The organism is Aminobacter sp. MDW-2, assembly GCF_014250155.1.
Classification (GTDB): Bacteria; Pseudomonadota; Alphaproteobacteria; order Rhizobiales; family Rhizobiaceae; genus Aminobacter; species Aminobacter ciceronei.
Genome location: NZ_CP060197.1, coordinates 4,702,635 through 4,724,859 on the forward strand (window position 1 = coordinate 4,702,635; position 22,225 = coordinate 4,724,859).

21 protein-coding genes are annotated in these 22,225 nt (G+C 63.2%); 9 read left to right on the forward strand and 12 right to left on the reverse strand.

The genetic code is table 11. The features are described 5' to 3' along the window. Positions 1–82 precede the first annotated feature (82 nt). The 4 genes from H5P29_RS23265 to H5P29_RS23280 all read left to right on the forward strand — a co-directional run bounded on the left by H5P29_RS23265 (position 83) and on the right by H5P29_RS23280 (position 4,033). The gene (locus tag H5P29_RS23265) at positions 83–934 is read left to right on the forward strand and encodes an ABC transporter substrate-binding protein (protein WP_154385120.1); all 852 of its coding nucleotides are present in this window, start codon (positions 83–85) and stop codon (positions 932–934) included. A gap of 75 nt (positions 935–1,009) precedes the next feature. Beyond that, positions 1,010–1,933: an amino acid ABC transporter permease gene (locus tag H5P29_RS23270; RefSeq protein WP_154385119.1), complete on the forward strand. Its 924-nt coding sequence runs from the start codon at positions 1,010–1,012 to the stop codon at positions 1,931–1,933. Then, positions 1,930–2,733 (forward strand): amino acid ABC transporter ATP-binding protein, encoded by an 804-nt coding sequence (locus tag H5P29_RS23275; protein ID WP_067963972.1) that lies wholly within the window; start codon positions 1,930–1,932, stop codon positions 2,731–2,733. The genes H5P29_RS23270 and H5P29_RS23275 overlap by 4 nt, the downstream gene beginning before the upstream one ends. A 58-nt stretch (positions 2,734–2,791) precedes the next feature. Further along, positions 2,792–4,033 (forward strand): MalY/PatB family protein, encoded by a 1,242-nt coding sequence (locus tag H5P29_RS23280; protein ID WP_246670756.1) that lies wholly within the window; start codon positions 2,792–2,794, stop codon positions 4,031–4,033. Positions 4,034–4,600: 567 nt separating this feature from the next. Here H5P29_RS23280 and H5P29_RS23285 read toward each other — a convergent pair. From H5P29_RS23285 to H5P29_RS23300, 4 genes are all read right to left on the reverse strand, one after another. Then, positions 4,601–4,918, reverse strand: a complete 318-nt coding sequence (locus H5P29_RS23285; protein ID WP_154385118.1) for a hypothetical protein — start codon at positions 4,916–4,918, stop codon at positions 4,601–4,603. A gap of 3 nt (positions 4,919–4,921) precedes the next feature. Continuing rightward, positions 4,922–5,230: a YggT family protein gene (locus tag H5P29_RS23290; protein ID WP_154385117.1), complete on the reverse strand. Its 309-nt coding sequence runs from the start codon at positions 5,228–5,230 to the stop codon at positions 4,922–4,924. A gap of 122 nt (positions 5,231–5,352) precedes the next feature. Beyond that, positions 5,353–7,335 (reverse strand): sodium:solute symporter family protein, encoded by a 1,983-nt coding sequence (locus H5P29_RS23295; protein ID WP_154385116.1) that lies wholly within the window; start codon positions 7,333–7,335, stop codon positions 5,353–5,355. Between the two features lie 10 nt (positions 7,336–7,345). Then, on the reverse strand, positions 7,346–7,600 hold the full coding sequence (locus H5P29_RS23300; RefSeq protein WP_067963983.1) for a DUF4212 domain-containing protein: 255 nt from the start codon (positions 7,598–7,600) through the stop codon (positions 7,346–7,348). A 256-nt stretch (positions 7,601–7,856) separates the two neighbouring features. Between H5P29_RS23300 and H5P29_RS23305 the strand changes: the two genes are divergently transcribed. Further along, a complete protein-coding gene (locus tag H5P29_RS23305; protein WP_154385115.1) occupies positions 7,857–8,489 on the forward strand; it encodes a hypothetical protein in 633 nt (210 codons plus the stop codon). A 6-nt stretch (positions 8,490–8,495) separates the two neighbouring features. Here H5P29_RS23305 and H5P29_RS23310 read toward each other — a convergent pair whose 3' ends face one another. Continuing rightward, positions 8,496–10,607 (reverse strand): DUF294 nucleotidyltransferase-like domain-containing protein, encoded by a 2,112-nt coding sequence (locus tag H5P29_RS23310; protein ID WP_154385114.1) that lies wholly within the window; start codon positions 10,605–10,607, stop codon positions 8,496–8,498. A gap of 273 nt (positions 10,608–10,880) precedes the next feature. On the opposite strand from H5P29_RS23310, the gene H5P29_RS23315 reads away from it, so the two are divergent. Beyond that, positions 10,881–11,273: a hypothetical protein gene (locus H5P29_RS23315; RefSeq protein ID WP_154385113.1), complete on the forward strand. Its 393-nt coding sequence runs from the start codon at positions 10,881–10,883 to the stop codon at positions 11,271–11,273. A gap of 102 nt (positions 11,274–11,375) precedes the next feature. Here H5P29_RS23315 and H5P29_RS23320 read toward each other — a convergent pair whose 3' ends face one another. From H5P29_RS23320 to H5P29_RS23345, 6 genes are all read right to left on the reverse strand, one after another. Then, positions 11,376–11,537, reverse strand: a complete 162-nt coding sequence (locus H5P29_RS23320) for a hypothetical protein (protein ID WP_154385112.1) — start codon at positions 11,535–11,537, stop codon at positions 11,376–11,378. 733 nt (positions 11,538–12,270) lie between these two features. After that, positions 12,271–14,376 (reverse strand): molybdopterin-dependent oxidoreductase, encoded by a 2,106-nt coding sequence (locus tag H5P29_RS23325; RefSeq protein ID WP_154385111.1) that lies wholly within the window; start codon positions 14,374–14,376, stop codon positions 12,271–12,273. 194 nt (positions 14,377–14,570) lie between these two features. Then, positions 14,571–16,448: an ABC-F family ATP-binding cassette domain-containing protein gene (locus tag H5P29_RS23330; RefSeq protein WP_154385110.1), complete on the reverse strand. Its 1,878-nt coding sequence runs from the start codon at positions 16,446–16,448 to the stop codon at positions 14,571–14,573. A 94-nt stretch (positions 16,449–16,542) separates the two neighbouring features. Next, positions 16,543–17,811, reverse strand: a complete 1,269-nt coding sequence (locus H5P29_RS23335; protein WP_185910177.1) for an MFS transporter — start codon at positions 17,809–17,811, stop codon at positions 16,543–16,545. Between the two features lie 277 nt (positions 17,812–18,088). Beyond that, on the reverse strand, positions 18,089–18,700 hold the full coding sequence (locus tag H5P29_RS23340) for a hypothetical protein (RefSeq protein WP_067964000.1): 612 nt from the start codon (positions 18,698–18,700) through the stop codon (positions 18,089–18,091). Positions 18,701–18,905: 205 nt separating this feature from the next. Then, the gene (locus H5P29_RS23345; RefSeq protein ID WP_067964002.1) at positions 18,906–19,418 is read right to left on the reverse strand and encodes a DinB family protein; all 513 of its coding nucleotides are present in this window, start codon (positions 19,416–19,418) and stop codon (positions 18,906–18,908) included. Between the two features lie 62 nt (positions 19,419–19,480). Between H5P29_RS23345 and H5P29_RS23350 the strand changes: the two genes are divergently transcribed. From H5P29_RS23350 to H5P29_RS23360, 3 genes are all read left to right on the forward strand, one after another. Beyond that, on the forward strand, positions 19,481–20,173 hold the full coding sequence (locus tag H5P29_RS23350) for a glutathione S-transferase family protein (RefSeq protein ID WP_067964003.1): 693 nt from the start codon (positions 19,481–19,483) through the stop codon (positions 20,171–20,173). Between the two features lie 74 nt (positions 20,174–20,247). Further along, positions 20,248–20,670 carry a nucleoside-diphosphate kinase gene (gene ndk / locus H5P29_RS23355; RefSeq protein WP_154385108.1) on the forward strand — a complete coding sequence of 141 codons (423 nt, stop codon included), beginning with the start codon at positions 20,248–20,250 and terminating at the stop codon, positions 20,668–20,670. A gap of 226 nt (positions 20,671–20,896) precedes the next feature. After that, positions 20,897–21,187 carry an immunity 53 family protein gene (locus tag H5P29_RS23360; protein WP_067964007.1) on the forward strand — a complete coding sequence of 97 codons (291 nt, stop codon included), beginning with the start codon at positions 20,897–20,899 and terminating at the stop codon, positions 21,185–21,187. A gap of 200 nt (positions 21,188–21,387) precedes the next feature. On the opposite strand, the gene H5P29_RS23365 is transcribed toward H5P29_RS23360, so the two are convergent. Continuing rightward, a complete protein-coding gene (locus tag H5P29_RS23365) occupies positions 21,388–22,155 on the reverse strand; it encodes a YbaY family lipoprotein (protein ID WP_154385107.1) in 768 nt (255 codons plus the stop codon). Positions 22,156–22,225: the final 70 nt, after the last annotated feature.

Consider the following 22,225-nt stretch of genomic DNA (forward strand, 5'->3'; position numbering starts at 1 on the left):
TAGTCTTATGTCACATTATCAATTTCACCGATCATGCAGGCGACTGCTATCCGTAGGCCACGGTTCAAACAGGGAGGAACCAATGAAGCGTAGCCTTACAACGAGTGGCGTGGTTCTTGCGCTCTCGGCATTTTCGACCATCAGCAGCTTTGCTGCCGACATTCCCGTAACGGATGCCGTCAAGACCAGTGGCAAGCTCACAATCGCCAGTTCGCTCGCCTACGCCCCCTTCGAGTTCACTGACGCCTCCGGAAAGCCGGCTGGCCTGGACATTGAGATGGCTCAGGCCGCTGCCGACCTGATGGGGGTGAAGCTGGAAGTCGTCACAATTCCCTTCGCCTCGCAGATTCCGGCTCTCGCATCGGGGCGCGCAACGATGGCCTGGACCACCTTCACGGTGCTGCCTGAGCGTTTGAAGCAGGTGGACTTCATCTCCTTCATGGAAACCGGCTCCGTGGCAACGGTGAAGCCGGAGGACAAGGACAAATTCACAAAGAAGCTTGACCTTTGCGGGCACGCTGTCGCGGTTCAGACCGGCACTTCCGGCGATATCGCTGCCGACCGGATCTCGGCCGATTGCAAGGCCGCCAGCCTGCCGGAGATCAACAAGCAGATCTATCCGGAGCCAAAGGACAGCATCGCTGCGGTGCTTTCAGGTCGCGCCGAGGCCTGGTTGGATGACTCGACGGCCACAGGCTATTTTGAGAAAACGAGCAAGGGGCAGCTCGTCGTTACCGGCGACAGCTACTATCCGTCACCGCTTGGGATCGCGGTCCCGAAGGGAGACAAGGCTACGGCAGCCATGGTGGATGCCGTCCTCAAGGAATTGATGGCGAACGGCACCTATAAAAAGCTGCTCGACAGTTACAACATGGGCAAGTCGTCCCTGGACGCGCCGGTCATCTATACCGACGTCTCTCAACTGAACCACTAACCGCCATTTCTCATCCGAGATCGACTGAACGCCCGGTGGCCTCGACCGCCGGGCGGGGAGAGCTGTGCGACACCCATGAAAAACGATCAAAACTCTGCGGCAATTGCCAAGCTTAAAGTGGTTCCGCTGCCCCACCCGTTCCGCCTCGCGGCGATCATTCTTGTACTGTCGCTTCTCGCGCTGGCAGTTCGCAGCGCGGCAATGAACCCCAAGCTGCAATGGCCCATCGCCGGAAGCTATCTCTTCAATCCGCTGATCATGAATGGTCTCCTGGTGACCCTCATCGTGACCGCTCTGGTGATGGTGATCGCCGTTGTCCTGGGCACGATTGCGGCACTTATGATCTTGTCGCCGAGCCGGCTGCTTTCAACGCCGGCAAAAGTGTTCGTCTGGTTCTTCCGGGGAACGCCGGCGCTGGTCCAGCTCATACTCTGGTACAATCTGGCGCTGATCGTTCCGCGCTTCGAGCTTTGGCTGCCTGGTCTTGGCACCATTTTTTCCATTTCGACCAACGACGTCATGACGCCTCTGGTCGCGGCCGTCGTCGGCCTTTCGCTCCACGAATCCGGCTACATGGCGGAAATCATCCGCAACGGCCTGCAGTCGGTCAACCAAGGCCAGCGGGAAGCGGCTCTGTGCCTCGGGATGAAGCCGAGCCTGTTGATGCGCCGCATCATCATCCCCCAAGCCATGCGAGTAATCATCCCTCCATCCGGCAACGAGACGATCAACCTGCTCAAGACCACTTCGCTGGTCAGCGTCGTTGCGGTGGGTGACCTGCTTTATTCGGCGCAATCCATCTACGCCCGTACCTTCGAGACCATACCGCTGTTGCTGGTTGTAACCTTTTGGTACCTCATTGTCGTGGCGATCATGTCGATCGGCCAGTTTTACCTGGAACGCTATTTCTCCCGGGACAATGCCACCCGGCAAGGCAAGGGCATGCTGAAAGCAACATTCGGCAATGCCTTCTCCGTTCGCAGGAGGGTCACACAATGACTGTTTCAAGGACACATCACGGCCGCTTTGGTATCGACCAGAATGTCATGGTCTATGCCGAAGGCGTCCGAAAATCCTTCGGGTCCCTCGAAGTGCTTAAAGACGTCAGCCTGAGCGTCCCGACAGGCAGCGTCGCCTGCATCATCGGGCCTTCGGGTTCGGGCAAGAGCACGTTCTTGCGATGCATCAACCATCTGGAGAAGATCGATGGCGGCCTGCTCCTCGTGGATGGGGACTTCATAGGGTACGAGCTCAGGCAAGACCGGCTCCATGAACTGCCAGACAGCGCAATCTGCCGCCGTCGTGCCGAGGTCGGCATGGTGTTCCAGCAGTTCAACCTTTTCGGCCATCTGACCGTCCTGCAGAACGTCATCGAGGCACCAGTCCATGTCCGGGGTGAATCGGTCAAATCTGCCACGGAGCGGGCGGTCCATCTGCTTGGCAAGGTTGGTCTGGCCGAGAAGTGTGACGCTTATCCACGACAGCTTTCTGGTGGGCAGCAACAACGCGTGGCGATAGCTCGGGCGCTTGCCATGCGGCCCAAGGTCATTCTCTTCGACGAGCCGACTTCGGCGCTCGATCCCGAACTCGTTGGGGAGGTTCTTGCCGTCATGAAGGATTTGGCGCGGGACGGCATGACCATGGTGGTGGTTACCCACGAAATCGGCTTCGCGTCAGAAGTCGCCGACCAACTCGTTTTCATGGACGGTGGCGTGGTTGTCGAGCGTGGCGTTCCAAAAGAAATGATTGCAAATCCGCAATCACAACGCCTCCGCGAGTTCCTGGCGCGCGTCAAGTAGTCCGCTTCCATAAGCAACCAGATATCGACCCCGTGAAACCACGGGGCAAGGAGACCCCATGTCCGCAAAAGCTGCTCGGTCTGCATCCGAGCAATCGCTCCATGACTTCAGCAAGGCGATAGATCGGTCAGCTCTCAGCACCCTCAAGTGGGAGATGGAAATCGACCGACTGGGCGACAAAGACCTTTTCTCGTTTGGAACCGCCGATCTGGATTTCCGGTCGCCACCGGCCGTCGTCGAAGCGCTGCATCGTGCGGTCGAAGCCGGCCATTTTGGTTATCCTCTGAGACGACCCAGCTACTACGACGCGGTCACGGGCTATCTGAGCAGACGTTTTGGATGGCAGGTGGAGAAGACGTGGATCGACGCGTGTGTCGCGATTTATCCATCGATGCACTCGATTATCATGGAACTGACCCAGGCCGGCGACGAGATCATCTACCAGCCACCCGTCCACCACGTTTTTGCGGAGATCGTGAAGGCCAACGACCGCGTGCCCGTCGCCAATCAGCTGATCAATCGCGGCGGCACATACGAGATGGATTTTGCCGGGCTTGAGGCCTGCATTACTGACCGAACAAAGTTGTTGTTGCTCTGCAGCCCGCACAATCCGGTTGGTCGGGTCTGGACTCGCGACGAGCTGAAGGAGCTGGCACGCATATGCTCCGAACGCGGAGTCATCGTGGTTTCCGACGAGGTCTACAGCGGGATGCTGTATGAGGGAACGGAATTCACACCCTTTGCAGCGGTTTCAGAATGGGCTGCGATGAATTCCTATTGCCTGTTCTCACCAAGCAAGCCCTTCAATCTCACCGGACTGAAGCATTCCATCGTTGTCACCCCGAACCCGGTCCTGCGGGATGCCTTCCGGCGCGGCTTGCTGCGCGCCAATCTACAGTATGGTGGCAGCGCACTTGGATACGCCGCTGCCGAAGTGGCGTTCCGGGATTGTGACGATTGGAGCCACGCGCTGATGCACCATATTGCCGGCAATCACGCATACGTCACGGATTTGATCCGGTCATTCCTGCCCGAGGTCACGGTTCCGGTCGCCGAAGCAGCATACTTCGCCTGGCTGGATCTCTCCAGGCTCAACACGCCGAAGGCCGTCTATGAGCCGCTGATTGAAAGGCAGGCGAAGCTCGTCGTGACCTACGGCGAGCCGATGGGGCCTGGTGGAGAGAACCACATCCGCATCAACCTCGGCACTTCGAGAACGATCCTGGAGGCGGGCATGCGACGGCTGCTCTCCGTACTCGTTCCACTTACCGGACGTTCCTTTGATGAAAGCGCTTGCTGATGGCAAGCACGGCAGAGACGCGTCTCGCAGCCCTCACTGGGCATTGAGTTGCCGGACCTCCGACCGCAGTGGCGACGGCGCATCCCGCCGCCATTGCCACCTTGCCGTTCGATCCGGATTCGCCGCCGGAGAGGTTGTGGACGAGGAGCCTGTGTTATTGCAAGGGCGATATGACCAACGATGCGATGGCCAGTCCGGTGGCCACAAGCAGCAAGAACCATAATAATTCCTGTCTGTTCATGGGCTGCCAACTCATCTTCCCAGATGTTTGACGTCGGGGTCGTGCAACTGGGATACCGCTCCCTGGTTCACGGGTTTCGACAGTGATGTCGGCTGTGTTCACGCGTAGATTTCATGACCATCGCCATGGGCGGTCCGCCCGGCGTAGCGTATCAATGCGAACAGACAATCGCCAGACGCGCGATGCCGATGGTTCTTGCTGTCTGCAACGCCATGAGTTTCGGATCTGTGTCGGTCGTACCAACTTCCGATGCGCGTTGCGAACACTCTGTCGTGCCGGGGATGTCATGACCCCAACTCAAATGCGTGGGTCGCTGCGCGATCGGATCAGCCGGCCAGGGCCCGCATGATGTTGGGCACGGCAGGCAGTGTGAGAAGCGCTGCGCATCCCAGCCAGATCGACGCAACGACGACGCTTTGGGGGCGCGCCGAAAGGCGTTCGTAGAGTGCGGCCGGAACGCCTGCCACCATCAGGGTGAGCGTCGACAGGATGAGCGCGCTCGCCATGTAGACGAACTGGCTGGTCGGTGGCGCCCAGGATGGGTACCAGACCGGGTACAGCACGAAAAGCACAAGCACCCAGGGGGAGAAGATACCGTTGACGATGGCGATCGCCATCACCGGAACCAGACCCGTGCGTTCCATGTCTCAGTTCCCCGCCGTTGCGCCGGGTGCCAGCCCGGCGTTGAAGAGCATCATGAAATAGCCAAGCCGCAGCGCCATCAGCCACAGTGCAGCGAAGATCAGCACGACCGGCTGGGCCAACACTTCAGGCGTGAGGTAGCGCACGGCGCGCACCACATGGTCCGTGACGAAGCGGAAGCCGCGCCAGATGAAGTTGTCCCAGTTCTCCGGCACGAAAAAACCGAGAACCAGCCGCCCGATCAATGTGTACATCACTGCTGCCAACACGAAATTGGGCAGGTGGAAATACCAGTAGCTCCAGAATTCGTTCATGCACGCGGTCCAATGGGGATCATGGGGGGGATCATGGGGCGGTCATGCGAGCCATAGCGGCATCGCGAAAAAAAGAAAGAGGGGTCCTGTCCGGACCCCTCCCCTGACGTCCGATGCGATGATCAGGCTGTCTTTTCTTCCATGATCGTCTTGCCGCGAGGAACACGGATCTCCTCGATGAACTCCTGCAGCTCGTGTGACGGCTCCTTGGTCAGGCGCGAGACGACATACATGACCGCGAAGCCGACGGGCAGGCCGAACGCCGCCGCCGACAGGTTCTTCACCCCGCCCCAGTTCGCGATCGACTGCGCATGCTTGTCGAACGCCGCCCAGGCGGCTGCCTGAGCATCGGGGGCAGCGGCCGCAAAGGCGGCTTTGAGCTCCTCGAACTTGGCCAACTGCTCGGCCGTTGCCGTCGACAGGCCGCTCCACATCTCCACGAAGCCGACCGCGCCATAGCGGGTGCCCAGCAGATAGTAGAGGCAGATGCCGAAGCCTGCGATCATGCCGGCAATCGCCCCCGCCGAATTGGCACGCTTCCACCAGACGCCGAGAACCAGCGCCGGGAAGAGGCCTGCCGCCGCAAGCGAGAACGCCCAGGACACCATGGCCAGGATGTCGGCAGGCTTGGTCGAGGCGACGTAGGCCGCCGCGATCGCCACCAGCACCAGAAGCACGCGCGACACCACCAGGCGGCGCGCCGTCGGTGCGTTCTGGTCGATCATCTTGTAGTAGATGTCGTGGCTGAGCGCGTTGGCGATGGCCAGAAGCAGGCCGTCGGCCGTCGACAGCGCGGCTGCGAGACCGCCGGCTGCGACAAGGCCCGAAATGACATAGGGCATGCCTGCCATTTCCGGCGTGGCAAGCACGATCATGTCGGCATTGAGGTTGATGTTGGCAAAGCCGATATTGGTCACACCCTGTTCCGCGCAGGCTGCGGCGATGGCGGCTGCGTCGATGGCAGCCTTGCCGCAGATCTGCACCAGCGCGTTGTCGGCTGCGGCCCAGCGCATCATCCATCCCGCCTTCTCGGCGATGTTGTCCGGCGTCAGGCCGGAAGCCACCAGGTCGAGCATGGTCCACTTGGCGAAAGCGGCATAGGCCGGCGCCGTGAAGTAGAGGATGAAGATGAACAGCAGCGACCATGCCACCGAGACGCGCGCCTCACGCACCGAAGGCGTGGTGAAGTAGCGCATCAGCACATGCGGCAGCGAAGCGGTGCCGACCATCAGGCACAGGATGAGCAGGAAGAAGTTGAGCGCGTTGTAGCCGCCGTGGACGAACGGCGTGATGTGGTGGACCGCGATGCCCTGCGCGGTTTCGAGCGCGGTGATGTTGGCCAGCGCCGTGCCCTGCATGAGCTGCGGGATGGGGACGCCGGTCTTGACCGTGGACATCCAGATCGCCGGAATGAGGTAGGCGATGATCAGCACGATGTATTGGGCAACCTGCGTCCAGGTGACTGCACGCATGCCGCCAAGCATGGAGCAGACCAGAATGCCGGCAAGGCCGACATAGACCGCGACGTTGAAGTCGAGGCCGAGGAAGCGGGCCGAGATGATGCCGGTCGCATAGACCTGCGCGACGACATAGGTGAAAGAGCACGAAAACAGCACGATCACGCCGATGAAGCGGGCAAGATTGCCGCCATAGCGCGCCGAAAGGAAGTCGGGCACCGTATAGGCGCCAAATTTGCGCAGATATGGCGCGACCAGAATCGCGACCAGAACATAGCCGCCGGTCCAGCCCAGGACGAAGGCGAGGCCGTCATAGCCGAGCAGGTAAAGCGTACCGGCCATGCCGACGAATGAGGCGCCCGACATCCAGTCCGCACCTGTCGCCATGCCGTTGTAGATCGCAGGCACGCGGCGGCCGGCGACATAATATTCGCCGACCTGCATGGTCCGCGACAGAATGCCGATGACGGCATAGATCAGGATGGTGAAGCCGACGAACATGTAGCCGATGATGTAGTTCGGCACGCCGGCGGCGCTCAGGATCGCCATGAGGATGACGAAGGCTATGAAGCCTCCGGTGTAGATTCCGTAGATGCGGCCTAGATTGGAGACGAAATCTCCGCCGCCGCTGGTTGTCGTCGTTGCCATGGTTCCCCCCTCACTCTTCCGACACACCGTGCTCTTCGTCGATGCCGTTCTGCTTGCGTGCAAACCAGAAGAGCATCACGACGAAAGCAATGAGCGAACCCTGCGCGGCCATGTAGAAGCCCAGCGGGAAGCCCAGAATGACGATATTGTTGAGTGGGCCGACGAAGAAGTGGATGACATATCCGAAGAAAAACCACAGCCCAAGCATAAGAAACATGAGACTGCGGGTCTTATTCCAGTAGCTTACGCGGTCCGGCGTCGCCATCGCGTTGATCCCTCCCTTGATTTACAGCCTGTGCAGATTCTCCCCGACCAACCGGCCGTTCAGCAAGTCGCCAAGCTCCCGCAAACGGGAATCTGGCGAGCGTCGGCGTCATGATGGACTCAGCCGACGCTGCTTGAACTCTAGCTGTATTTGCAACTGCCCGTTATTCGACTTTAGAATCGGTTCGGCGGGCTGGCTAAGAGGTGTCGCGAAGGCTAACGCTTGGCAGCACGCGGCAGACGAAGGGAATATTGCAATGGGCCTTCTCGATGGTCTTCTTCCGGGATTTCTCCGCAAGGCCACGCCGATCCACGGTACCGCCGACCTGGCAGATTTCATGGATGCGCGCGCCTCGTTCCTGGCGCAGAAGTGCATCGTCGAATTCTGCCGCGTGCGGGCGGGCGTGTTCTGGCAGAAGCTGTTCAGCGAAAAGGAGTTCCAGACCGCGCTCGATCAGGCGCGCTGGCGGGCCTACCCGCCGTGCTACGCCATGGTCGCGGAGATGGTTGAAGGGTCGCTGCGCGAGGTTGCAGCCGGGCGTCAGCGCGGTCTGGAGACAGCGATCGAGCGGGTCGCCCGCATGAGTTTTGCAAAGCACCCTGTTCCCGACGGCTCGCCTGGGACCTTCTGGGAGGACGCGGCCGCCCTGGTGCGCGGCAGACTGGCGGCAGCGCAGGCCGGAGCGCCGCGGCCGGTGCGGGAGATCCCCGATCCGCTGGCGCGGATGGTGTTCGATGCGGTGCCGATCCATCCCGAATTGCTGACCAACGACTATGACTACATCTTCAACTTCCTGCGGATGAACATCCTGAGAGCGCATGAGGACCTGCTGGAGCTGGCCGATCGCGCCGCGATCGTCGATGAACTGCTCGGCGCGCCCGGCGCTTGACGGGCCTCAGGCGAACATCAGGTCGCGCACCAGCCCCGGCACGGACTGAAGGCGCCTGACCAGCGTCTTCAACTCGCCTTGCTGTTCGCGCGGGATTGCGGCCAGGTCGACGCGGTTGGAGACGGGCACGCCGGCATAGACGTCGCGAATCTGTTGATCCAGCAGCAGCCCGATCAGAAACGCATGGCCGGCCAGCATCGCCTTCATGTCCTGCTCGCCGCCGACAGCGCGGGCGATCAACGCCTCGAGACGGTCGCGCGTGCTCAGTGCCCGGATGCCGTGGCGAATTGCCAGCGTCCGTGCCGCCGCAACGATCGGGAACAGGCCGTGCATCTTGATATCGAGCCGGCCGTCGTCGAGCCGCAGGCCGCCCAGAAGCGTGAACGGGTTGTCCGAAACGATCTGCTCGCCGAGGAGCTTGGCAAAGACCGGCTCGGCGTGGCCGCGTGCATAGGCATGGTCGAACAGCGCGTCGCTCAACGCCACCTCACCGTGCACGGGCTTCAGATCATAGACGATGTCGACGTTGAGCAGGTCGTTTGGCCGCGAGCGCCGGACCCATTCCTCGACGCGATTCTTCCACGTTTCGAGACTGCCGCGGAACGCCGCGTTGCGGCCCATGACGCCGCCCTTGCAGTAAGGCACGCCGGCGGCGTCGAGCGTATCGGCGAGCTTTTCGCCAAACATCTTGAACCAGAGGTCTTGCCGACCATCGGGTTCGCCGTGCTCGAAGACGATGGCGTTGTCCTGGTCGGGTGCCAGCAGGCTTTCGCCGCGTCCGCCGGAGCCGAGCACCAGCACGGCGTATCGACAGGGCGGCGCGCCGTGACCCTGCGCCTGCAAGGCAAGCTCCGCCAGCACGGCGGCGCGGCGGGTCATGGCGCGCAACTCCTCGGAGATGATCTCGGCGACGATGCGCGGATCGATCGCTTCGGCGAGCAGCGAGCGCACGACGCCGGGAAGCGTGGCCCATGCCGCCGCCAGTTCGGCGGCGCCCGTGGCATGTTCGATCTGGTCGTCGAGGTTGATCGCTTCGCTGGCACGCAGCCTCAGCAGGTCACGCGCCGACAGCACGCCCACCAGCGTTCCGGCATCGTCGCGCACGGCAAGGTGACGTATCTTCAGCCGGTCCATGCGCCCGATGGCGCGATAGGCAAAGGCTGTGGCGCGCACGCTGGCGAGCGGCCTGGAGGCGAAGGTGCCGACCGGCAGGTCCAGCGCATCCGCGCCGCTGCCGGACAGTCGCCGCATCACGTCGCGCTCGGTGACGATGCCGTAGTCGGCGACCGGTCGGTTCGGTTCTCCGGCATCGGACACCAGCAGGGAGCTGATCTTTCGCGTGACCATCAGCTCGATGGCCTGCCGCATGGTTTGGCCCGATGTCACCACCACGGCGGGGGTGCTCATGAGGCTGCCGACGCGGTGGCGGTACGCGTAAGGATCCACCGACTGGAAAACAGGAGCCTGAGGACGCGACACCGGTTCGCTCCAGCCGGCGCGATGGCCGGCTTCAAGATCGCGCGAAAGGGCAAGGCACGCCAGTTCGGCTTCGCCCAGCGTCCGGACGTTGCGCTTGCGCAATTCGGGCAGCAGCGCGATGAAGACCTTGCCAGCCGTGAACGCGTCCCCCAGAGCCGTGTGCCGGCCGGCAACCTCCACGCCCAGCCAGGCGGCGACCGCGTCGAGCGAATGGTCCGCCAGACTGGGATTGGCCACCGCCGCAAGAAGGCGCACGCATAGCGCACGCGGTTTGGTCCAGGGCAGGTTCGCAAGCCGGCATTCGCGCTCCATCACCGCCAGGTCGAAGCCGATGGAGTGGCCGACGAGAACCCGTGGTCCGGTGAAATGCTGGAACCGGTCCCAGGCTGCGGTGAAATCCGGCTGGCCGACGAGCTGGTCGTCGGTAATGCCGTGGATGCGGGAAGCCGCAGGCGGCACAGCTTCGCCGGCATCGACGAGAAGTTCGAAGCGGCGTTCCGGTTTGATCTTGCCGTGCCAGATGCCGACCGCACCGATCTGCAGGATACGGGCCTTGCTGGCGTCGAGCCCGGTCGTCTCGGTGTCGACCGCCGTCGCCGCCATTGAAATCAGGGGTGTCGCGCCGGTCGCCGGCTTCATGTCCGCTCCTGCGAGGTTGCTGAATGCCCGGCTCGGATGTCCCGCTTGTTGCCCGGGCCGACAATATCGGCCAATTTTCTGCCGCGGCATAGCGCGACCGGCACGCCAGGTCGAAGGCTGCTCCAACAGCCTCACCGAACATGTCGGCAAGCCGGCCCGTTCCGTGAAGCTCGATCCTCGAGGTTCTCTTCCGCGCGGTATTCGCCTGAATGTGATTTGCGCGCAGCCTGGGCGTCGGTCCACCTTGCGCGGGTTCATCGCCAGGATGTGTCAATGCGCGAGATCAGGCGGGTCGCCGTGGAGTGCGTCGGGCGTGCGGTCATGTTCGGATCGCTCGCGATCGGATGCGTCATGGTCGGCTTCTCCTTCAACCCCGTATCGGCATTCCGCAGCGGCGCTTTCCTCACACTGATGATGGCGCTGGTGCTGATGTGGAAAGCGATGACCGCCGGCACCAAGGCGCCCAGGCGCACCGAGATCTGGCTCTATCTCGACGAGAAGTCGCGCCCGCTCGATGATCCTGCGCGGCGGGTGTTCGGCACCGTCATGCGCGACGTCTATGGTATTTTCGCGCGGATTGCGCTTTGCGTTGCGGTCGGTTTCTTCCTGCTGTCGCTGGTGCTGATGGCGTTTGGCCTCGAGGCCTATGTGCCGCCCGTGGGATAGGTCAGTGGTCCATCGAGCAAGGACAAGCGCAGGCGAAGATCATCTCTTAGATGTCGCGCTATTCGTAAGCGTCCCGGGGTTCAGGTCTGACAGCCATCCCGATCACTCCTTCAAGGCAGCCGCCAGCTGTTTCGCCGCGATGCTGTCGCCCGTTTCAGCACTCTTGTCGCCGCCGGTCTGCTGGCCCGGTTGTACGGCGGCATCACCGGCACGTTCCTGTTCGGCGAGGAGCACGCGGCCGCCGACTTCTATCTGTAACGTCATGCTGCTGTTCCAGGCCGAGCGCTTCGGCGTTCACGTTCCCGAGCCGATGGCCGAACTGCGCGCGGATGCGCGAGCGGCCCGCCGTCGGTGCTGCGATGCGGGCCGAAGGCTTCGCCTGAACTCGATCCTGATAGACTCGCCGCCCAGTCCCTGCCCCCAATGCGCACGCGCCAGCACAAATCCCAATGCGACTGTGTTGGCGTCGGTTGCGCCGAAAGACAGGGTTATCGTCCCGATCGCGTCCCCCAGCTGCGCAATCCCGAAGCGGCGGGCCCGGAGACGCGGGATGGCCCATTCATGTCGTCGGCCTTGCCGGTTGCCGGCTTCGCCATCATCGATGGCTGCGGATATGGCGGAGGCGGTCAAGAAGGTCTCAGGCGTTCCCTGTGCCGTTGCGCATGGCGTCGTCGAAGTGTGGCCGTTGACTGGGACCTACATGGTCCGCTGTGGTCGTCTTCGGCTCCATCATCGAACGGACGCAATCGGTTGGCTGCAGAATGGCCGCTTTCATGTTGCGCCGTTCGGTTACCGATGTCTCGACTGGTAAACTGCAAGGCGTCAGCGAAAGATGGCGCAATCTGCCAGACGCTTTCTCGATGTCGGTCAAGCAGCGGCACGAGCCGGTGTATCTGACCGACTCCGGCGGGGTGACATAGCGTCTGCTCCCCGACAAGCGAGCAGCCCAATTCCGCGCCATCGCGCAACCGGCCTCGATACGGCTGTGGGACGGCCCCTACGCCGCCCTCACCCAGACCTTGTTGTCATGCACGGCAGCGCCGCCATAAGGCGCGGGCGCGTCGGCGCCGGTCAGCACGTTGATGCCTTCGCCGCGCTCATGGTCGGAGTTCGGCCAGATGCCCTCGGCGATGACGACGCCGCGCCTGATCTTGTCGAACAGGCGGGCATGCAGCACGACCTCGCCGCGCATATTGCCGATCTCGACCCGGTCGCCTGTCGCTATCCCGAGTTCTGCCGCGTCCTCGGAATGGATCAACAGTTCCGGCCGCCCCTCCTTCTCGCGCGACACCGGCGTCTCGGCGAAGGTCGAGTTGAGGAAGTTGCGCGCCGGCGACGTCGCCAGGCGGAACGGATGCTCCGCATCGGCCACCTCGATCAGGTCGACATGATCGGGGAATTCGGGCAGCTGCGCGACCGGGCCGAAGATGCCCATGCTGCGCGGCGGCTTGTTGGGGGCCGCACCGCCATTCCAGTGCGGCTTGAAGCGGAACTTGCCGTCGGCATGGCCGAAGCCGTTGAGGAAATGCGCGCTGTCGAATTCCGGCTGCATGTCGGCCCATTTCTGGTCCTTGAAGCTGTCGAAATTGCCCAGGCCCTTCTTCTCCAGCATGACGTCGATATGCTGGCGTTCGGTCATGCCGAAGCCCGGCATGTCGGACACGCCAAGCCGCTTGGCCAGTTCCTCGATGACATAGTGGTTGGTGCGCGGCCCCTCGGGCGGGTCGATCAGCTTCGGCCCCAGCGTGATGTGCTGGTTGCCGCCGCCCTTGTAGATGTCGTCATGCTCGAGGAACATCGTTGCCGGCAGGACGACGTCGGCGAGCTTGGCCGTATCGGTCATGAACTGCTCGTGCACACAGGTGAACAGGTCGTCGCGCAGCATGCCCTTGACCACCAGCCGCTGCTCGGGCGCGACATTCGCCGGATTGGTGTTCTGGATCAGCATCGCGGTGACAGGCGGGCCGCCATAGAGCGCGTCCTCGGCATTGGTCAGCACCGGGCCGATGCGCGAATGGTCGAGATAGCGGATGCTGGGGTCGCGGAATTTCGTGCCTTCGAGCAGCTCGCCATTGAGCTTGAAGATGCCCGAATTGGAATGGAAGGCGCCGCCGCCCTCATATTGCCAGGCGCCCGTCACCGCCGGGATCGACAGCGCCGCATGCATGTTGACCGAGCCGTTGCGCTGGCGCGAAAAGCCGTAGCCCAAGCGGAAGAAGGTCTTCTTGGTGGTGCCGACGAGCCGGGCGAAAGCCTCGATCTCCTCGACCGAAAGACCTGTGATGGCGGCCGCCCATTGCGGCGTCTTGTCGGCGAGATGCGCTTCGAGGCCCCTGGGGTCGTCCGTGTATTTTTCGAGATAGGGGCGATCGGCAAACCCGTCGCGGAACAGCACATGCATGACCGCGCAGGCGAGCGCGGCGTCGGTGCCGGGCTTCAGCACCAGCCCCATGTCGGCCTGTTTCAGCGTCGCGGTCTCGTAGATGTCGATGACGACGATCCTGGCGCCGCGTTCCTTGCGGGCCTTGATCGCATGGGTCATCACATTGACCTGGGTGACCACCGCATTGGTGCCCCAGATGACGACGCAGTCCGACTTGCCGATCTCGCGCGGATCAGTGCCGCGCAGCGCGCCTGTGCCCATGACATAGCCGGTCCAGGCGAGATTGGTGCAGATCGAGCCGAAGAAACCGGAATATCTCTTGGCGTGGCGCAGCCTTTCGATGCCGTCGCGCTGCACCAGCCCCATCGTGCCAGCGTAGAAATAGGGCCAGACGGTCTCCGAGCCGTAGCGCGCCTCGGCGGCGATGAATTTTTCCGCGATGAGGTCGAGCGCTGCCTCCCAGCTCGCTTCCTTCCAGTTGCCGTCGCCCTTGGCGCCCGCGCGGACCAGCGGCTTCAGCAGCCGGTCGGGATGGTGGACGCGGTCGGCATAACGGGCGACCTTGGCGCAGATGACGCCTGCCGTATAGCTGTTGGACTTGGCGCCATGCACACGCCCGATGCGCTTGTCGTCGAGCAGCTCGACCTCGAGCGCGCAGGTCGAGGGGCAGTCATGCGGGCAGGCCGAATGGCCGATCCTGATCTTGGCGTGCTGGTTCATGGCGCCCTTTTACCCTGATGTCGGCTTGCCGTGTAGGGCCAGTGCGGACCGCTGCATGACCCTCCCCCTCGTGGGCCGAGCGGGCAAGGCGGGATGGGGCTAATCTCGGCCACCCACCCCGGAGCTTCGGTCCGACCCTCCCCACCCCGGACCTTCGGTCCGACCCTTCGCAAAAAGAGGGAGGGTAAGATGCCCTACTCGGCGACGCCTTCTTCATATTCGGCCGACATGGTCAGCCACTTCTCTTCGTTGGTTTCGAGCTGGGCCGACAGCTGCGAACGCTCCTTGGCCAGCTGCGTCGCCGTCGTCGGGTCCTTTTCATAGAGCCTGGGATCGGCGAGCTGGTCCTCGATGCCGTCGATGCGCTTGCGGATGCGGTCCATCAGCGCCTCGGTGGCGCGGATTTCCTTGGCCAGCGGCTCGAGGGCGGCGCGCCGTGCCGCGGCCTCGCGGCGCTTGTCGGCCTTCGATGCCTTGTCGGCCTCGCGCTCCTTGCGCCGGTCGCCCGACACGCCCGTCACCAGCGTCTTGTAGTCCTCGAGGTCGCCGTCATAAGGGTTGACCGCGCCGTCCTTGACCAGCCACAGCCGGTCGGCGGTGGCTTCCAGCAGGTGGCGGTCGTGGCTGATCAGGATCACGGCGCCGGGAAACTCGTTGAGCGCCATGATCAACGCCTCGCGGCTGTCGATGTCGAGATGGTTGGTCGGCTCGTCGAGGATGAACAGGTTCGGCCCGTCAAAGGCCGACAGCCCCATCAGCAGCCGCGCCTTTTCGCCACCGGACAGGTCCTTGGCGGCGGTGTTCATCTTCTCTGTCGGCAGGCCGAACTGGGCGACACGCGCCCTCACCTTCGATTCCGGCGCCTCCGGCATCAGCCGGCGGACATGCTCATAGGCGTTTTCCTCGGGCCTCAGATCGTCGAGCTGGTGCTGGGCGAAGATCGCGACCTTGAGCCCGGGCGCGATCGTCACCGAGCCGGTCTCGGCCTTGAGCCGGCCGGCGAGCAGCTTGGCGAAGGTCGACTTGCCGTTGCCGTTGGCGCCGAGGAGCGCGATGCGGTCGTCGGCGTCGATGCGCAAGGTCATCTTCTTGAGGATCGGCTTGTCGGCCTGGTAGCCGACGCTGACCCGGTCGAGCGCGACGATCGGCGAGGCCACCGTCTTGACCGGCTCGGGGAAGCTGAACGGGCGCACATTGTCTTCGATCAGTGCGGCGATCGGCTTCATCTTCTCCAGCGCCTTGATGCGCGACTGCGCCTGGCGCGCCTTCGACGCCTTGGCGCGGAAGCGGTCGACGAAGGACTGCAGGTGCTTGCGTGCCGCCTCCTGCTTGACGCGGCCCTTTTCCTGCAGCTCGCGCTGCTCTGATATCTGGCGCTCGAACTGGTCGTAGCCGCCGCGCCAGAAGGTCATCTTCTTCTGGTCGAGATGGACGATCGAATTGACGGCGCGGTTGAGCAGGTCGCGGTCGTGGCTGATCAGCAGCACGGTGTGCGGATATTTCGAGACATAGTTCTCGAGCCACAACGTGCCTTCGAGATCGAGATAGTTGGTCGGCTCGTCGAGCAGCAGCAGATCGGGCTCGGAAAACAGCACGGCGGCAAGCGCCACGCGCATGCGCCAGCCGCCGGAGAATGACGAGGCCGGGCGCTTCTGCGCCTCGTCGTCGAAGCCGAGGCCGGCGAGGATGGTGGCGGCGCGGGACTCGGCCGAATGCGCGTCGATGTCGGCCAGGCGGATGTGGATCTCGGCGATGCGGTGCGGGTCGGTGGCGGTCTTTTCCTCGGCGAGCAGTGCCGAGCGCTCGACGTCGGCCTTGAGCACGATGTCGATCAGCGGCTCCTCGGTGCCGGGCGCTTCCTGCGCGACCTGGCCGATACGCGTGTTCTTGGGCAGGCTGATGCTGCCGGTTTCCGAGCTGAAGTCGCCGGTGATCGCCTTGAACAGCGTGGTCTTGCCGGTGCCGTTGCGGCCGACAAGGCCGGCCTTGGTGCCGGCAGGCAGGGTCAGCGACGCGTGGTCGAGAAGAAGGCGTCCGGCAATGCGGAGGGAAAGGTCATTGATGATGAGCATGGCGTGGCGGTTTTGGCCGAGAGTTACCGATATGGCAAGAGCGCGCCGCAGCCATTAGCGCGCACGCATGAGGGAAAGAGCCGTTGCCTGGCGATCAGGCGAAGGCCGGCCTGTGGCTGCGCTGCAGCGCTTCGCCTGCGATCTCGCCTGTCGCATCGATCGCCGCGCCGTCTGACGTGGCGGGCGGCGGCGCGGCGTGGCCGATGGCAAACAGGACAGCGCTGCCGGCGGCCAGCATGGCAAACAGCATGAACATGCCCTGCCCGCCAAAGGCGCCCAGCGCCAGCCCGCCGAACAGCGGGCCGATGAAATTGCCGACCGAACTCAGCGAATGGGCGCCGAAATAGGCGCCGCGGTTGCCGTCATTGGAGATCCTGTCGACAAGCACATATTCGGCCGGCACGACAAGCACCTCGCCGATGGTGAACAGCACCATGAAGCCGATCAGCATGGCAGCATCGGTGGAGACGGCAAAGCCGAGCTCGCCGCCGAGGAACAAGAGGCAGCCCAGCACCATCGCCCGCAACGGCCCGATCTTCTCGATCACCAGCCGCGCCGGCGCTGTGGCGAGCACCACCACGGCGGCGTTGGTGGTGACCAGCCAGGCAAAGATCTTCATGCCGTCGTCAACGTTGGTGGTCAGATATTGCGACAGGGTCACCGACCACTGGCCGTAGACCGCCATCAGCAGCGTGCCGCCGCCGACATAAAACAGCAGCCGGCGGTCGCGCAGGGCAGCGCCGAGCCGGCGCAGCCCGGGTGCCTGCTGCGGCGCGGCCTGTCCGCTGCGGTCGGCCAGCGCCGCCGGCACGACGAAAAAGATCGCCGCGGCAAAGACGAAATGCACCATGCCGGCAATGACGAAGGGCAAGGGCGAATTGGCGCCGATGGCCAGGCCGATCATCGGCCCGACGGCCCAGCCGGCATTGATCACGAGGTAGCGCCAGGAAAACATCCTGAGCCGCAGTTTCTCGGGCGCCGCATCGCTCATCAGCGCCCGCGACACCGGCTCATAGACCGCAGCCGACACCGACGAGACGACATGCGCCAGCGCAAAGGCCGCGACCGATTGCGCCAGGCCGAGGCCGACGAGCCCGAGCCCGGCAAACAGAAGTGCGGTGACCAGCACCACGCGCCGGCCGATGCGATCCGAAATCGTTCCGGCAAACGGGCTTATGGCAGCGCCGAGCAACGGCCCGGTGCCGATCAGCACGCCGATCCAGGCCGGGCTCAGGCCGAAATCGCCCTGCAGGCGGATGGCCAGGAAGGTCAGGCTCATGCCCCTGGCGATCGCCACCATGCCGGAGCCGGCAATGAGCAACAGCACGATGGCCTGGCCGGTCTTGTCGCCGAATGGACGCACGTTTTTTTATCCCGATACAGAGAAAGCGACTTCAGGCCGGCTGGCCGGGCGCGGTCGCAGATGCTTCGTCTGGCCGAGATGACGTGCAAAGACAAGGCAACTCACGCTGCCCAGAGGCAGCTATCTGATGATCCAGACATCTCATGACAAATACTGGGGTCATGACAAATACCGGGGCATGCCAAAAGACCGGCTCATGACGATATCCGGGCCGACCGACCGCCGGAATCGAGACGGCCCGCCTGAGCGGGCCGTCCGTAACGTCTTGGCGAAAGGTTCAGCGGCTGGCGGTGCGCAAAAGCTTGCACAGTTCGCGCAGGTCGCTTTCGAATGCCATCGGGTTGGACAGCACCATCTTGCAGCGCTTCACATAGGCAGCCACCTGGGCTTGCGACATGCCGCCGATGACGCCTGGGTTGATTCCCGGGCCGCCGGGGCCGCCAGGTCCGCCGGGGCCACCAGGACCTCCGGGTCCGCCGGGACCGGCAATGCCGGGTCCGCCGATGTTGACGCCGATGTCGGCGAGCGTGTTGCCGCCGAGGCCGACATTGGCATTGACGCCGGCCAGGCCCTGATTGCCGCCGACATTGGCGCTGGCATTGGCGGTCAGGCCGCTGCTGCCGCCGACCGACGCATTGGCCTTGGCATCAGCCAGGCCCTTGCTGCCGCCGACATCGGCGTTGACGTCTGCATTGACGCCGCCCGAACCACCGACGGTTGCACCGACATCGACGCCAAGTCCTCTTGAATTGCTGTTACCGATGTCGACAGAGACGCCGAGGCCCTTGCTACGGTCGCCGATGTCCAGGGCGCTGGCTGGCGCGCAGAGCGCCGCAAAAACGATACCACCCGCCAGTGTCTTGGCAATTGCCTTCGATATACCAGTCATGGAAGTCTCCCTGTGGTTGCCGATCCCAGCACCCAGCCTTGAGACTGGCTGCCGGCATAGTAACGAACCCAAGTGACAATAAGTTTCACCCACCCCCTAGACATCATCAACTTTTTTACTGCTCACCATGAATTGCGTTACATGAAGCAGTAGACGATCGAATCCTTTTGATTATGTTCGTTGAAAGCATAAAATTTTATGCAATTTAGGCGAATGCTCTACCGTCTTCGGTGCGCTGGAAGTAAATGAGATCGAGAGCTACGGACGGGCGCCCGAGAACTGTCAGGATCATGTGCGCCTGGCCGCGATGATGCGTCTGGTGGTTGAAAAGGTGCATCAGGGCCGGCGCCAGCCGCTGCGAGATGGTGCGCATGTCGGTGATGGTCATGTAGGTGAAGCGCCCGGTGAATGCCTTGTCGCCGAGCGAGCCGATCCACTCGACGATGCGCCTGTCCTCAGCCTGGCGCGCGGCGCGCAATCTGTCGAAATCGGCATGGATGATGGCATCGAGCTGAGATGGCGCGTCGCCCTCGCCGGTGAAGCGCTTCAGCCAGACACGGTCGGCGACCAGCAGATGATTGAGCGTCCCTTTCATCGACTTGAAGACGGCGCCGGTGTCGCGCTCATAGTCTGCCACGTCGAGTTCGGCTGCTGCCTCATAGATGCGCTCGTTGGCCCATTGATTATAACAGGCCAACATCATGAAATGCCGTTTCATCCGAGATCCCTTGGTGCTTCGAAAATCGTCCTCTTACTACAGCCCTTCAGGAACAGCCGCCAATGACCATTCTCCTCTACGACCTCGTCGGCAGCGACATGACGCGCCCCTTCAGCCCGCATTGCTGGAAAGCGGCGATGGCGCTGGCGCATAAGGGGCTCGACTATCGCAGCGTGCCGACGCGATTTCTCGACGTCTCCGCGGTCGAAGGCGGCGCCTCGAAGACCGTCCCGGTAATCCGCGACGGCGACGTCGTGGTCGCCGATTCCTTTGCCATCGCGCTCTATCTTGAACAGGCCTATCCCGACAGGCCGTCGCTGTTTGAAGGCGCCGGCGGCGAGGCCCATGCCCGCTTCGTCGAGCGCTGGTCGCAGCTGACCATCCATCCCTATATCGGTGCTGCCGCGCTGACCGCCCTTCACGGCATGCAGGACGCGGCCAACGCCGCCTATTTCCGGGAGAGCCGCGAGGCGCGTTTCGGCAAGTCGCTGGAAGAGGTCAGCGCGGCACGCGATGCCGGGCTGCAGAGCTTCAGGGCGTCGCTCGAACCGCTGCGCAGCATGCTTAGCTATCAGCCGTGGATCGGCGGCGACGGTCCGCTGTTTGCCGACTACATCGTCTTCGGCGCGCTGCAATGGGCCCGCATCGCCACGCCCTACCAGCTGCTCGACGCGGCCGACCCGATCGCTGCCTGGTTCGGCCGTTGCCTTGAGCTCCATGACGGCCTTGCCGGCCACGTGGCTGCGGCGGCCTAGCCCCTTGGCAATGCGGCGGGCGGCCTGTATAGAGCCCGCCACACTGCAAATCCCAGAGATCACAAGGACCAGACATGGCGATCGAACGCACATTTTCGATGATCAAGCCGGACGCAACCCGCCGCAACCTGACCGGCGCCATCACCAAGATGCTCGAAGACGCCGGCCTGCGCGTCGTCGCTTCGAAGCGCGTCTGGATGAGCCGCCGCGAGGCCGAGGGCTTCTACGCCGTGCACAAGGAACGCCCCTTCTTCGGCGAGCTGGTCGAGTTCATGTCGTCGGCTCCGACGATCGTGCAGGTTCTCGAAGGCGAGAACGCCATTGCCAAGAACCGCGAAGTGATGGGCGCCACCAACCCGGCTAACGCTGCCGAAGGCACCGTCCGCAAGGTCCACGCGCTGTCGATCGGCGAAAACTCGGTGCACGGCTCGGACGCCCCCGAGACCGCCGCTGAAGAGATCGCCTACTGGTTCTCGGGCACCGAAATCGTCGGCTGATCCAGCCGGCGAACAGCGGCTGACAAGCCGCTGATCCAGAATCGAAAAAGCCGGGGTGCGAGCCCCGGCTTTTTGTTTGGCCCGCGTGTCCGGAACCCAAATGGCCGGGGTGCACGCCCCGGCTTTTGCCCGGTTCCAGGCGGTGACGCCTGATATAAGCTGCCGGCGATCGAGCGCGCGATGGTCGCCGCTTTTCACGCCGCTGCCGTTTCGCTAGCCTGGCCGAATGGATGTGCTGGATTGGTTTTCACAGTGGTATGATGCGCAGTGCGACGGCGATTGGGAGCATGGCTTTGGTGCTTCCATCGGCACGATCGACAATCCGGGCTGGTCGTTGAAGATCGACCTCAAGGGGACCGATTGCGATGGACGGACGCTTGACCGGATCACGCACAACGACGCCCATGACACCGACTGGTGGACGTGCTGGACCGAGGACAATGTGTTTCGCGGCGCCGGCGGCCCCCGCCACCTCAGCTCGCTGCTTGAAACCTTTCGGGACTGGGCGACCCGCTGATGCGGCGCATGCCGGCTTCTGGCCGACGTCTCGCCGACCTGGCCTGTCATCGATTGCCGAAACCCTGACAAGGCAGGCATGCCGACATGATCTGACTGGAATGGCACAGGCCGCCGCCCCCGCCCCAGAGATTTCAGCTGCGTTATCAACGGTTTGTCGGGGTTTCAGGCGAAACCGATTCAATCAGCTGCGAAACTGATTCAGCTTGCCGCGGCAAAACGCAATATGTCCTTGCCGTCCTTGTCGGCCAGCACAAGCTTGCCCTCGACGATCCTGAAGCTGGCAGTGCGCTCCAGCGCCTGATGGAAGCTGTGTTCCTGGTCCATCACCGCCTGCTCGCAGGCCATCTCGGTCGAGCCGATCTGGCCGAAGGCCACCTTGTCGCCGTCGACCTTGGCGCTGCCGAAGAAGCCGTTGCAGCCGCCGCGACCGGAGACCTTGCCGTCCTTGCCGATGCGCAATGTCGGCCTGGCCTTGTCGTGGGCGGCCGCGCCGTCGATCGCCTCGGCAACCCAGTCGCGGTCGAAAATCGTCACCTCTTCGGCAGTGCCGGACTGGCGGACCATCTTGACCTGGATCGTCTGCGGTCCCGCCGTCAGCGGATCGAGCGCATGCCTGATATCGTTGATGAACCAGAGCTGGTCATCGACGCTGATGCGCGCCTGCAGCGCGTAGGTCATGTTGGTCTTGATCGCGGTGGGATCGAAGGGGATGGCGAACCTGATCGGCACCTGGCCTGCCGGATCGATCTTCTGCGCGCCGAGGATCTTTGCCGGCGCGTCGGCCAGCGAGACGTCGGCAAGCTGCACCTCGAGCACCGCATTCGCAGGCAAGGCGATGCGTTCGCGATACAGCACCTCGCCGGTGACAAGCGTTTCGTCAGCCGTTGCCAGAGTGGGGACGGCCATCATGCCGACCAGCAGCGGCGTCATGCCGAAAATGAGGAATTCCGCGAGCTTACCAAGCAAGGCAGCCTCCTGGTTCGTGTTGCCAAAACGATCAATCTTGCCGAGACAAAGAATGTGACCGCGCGCCCGG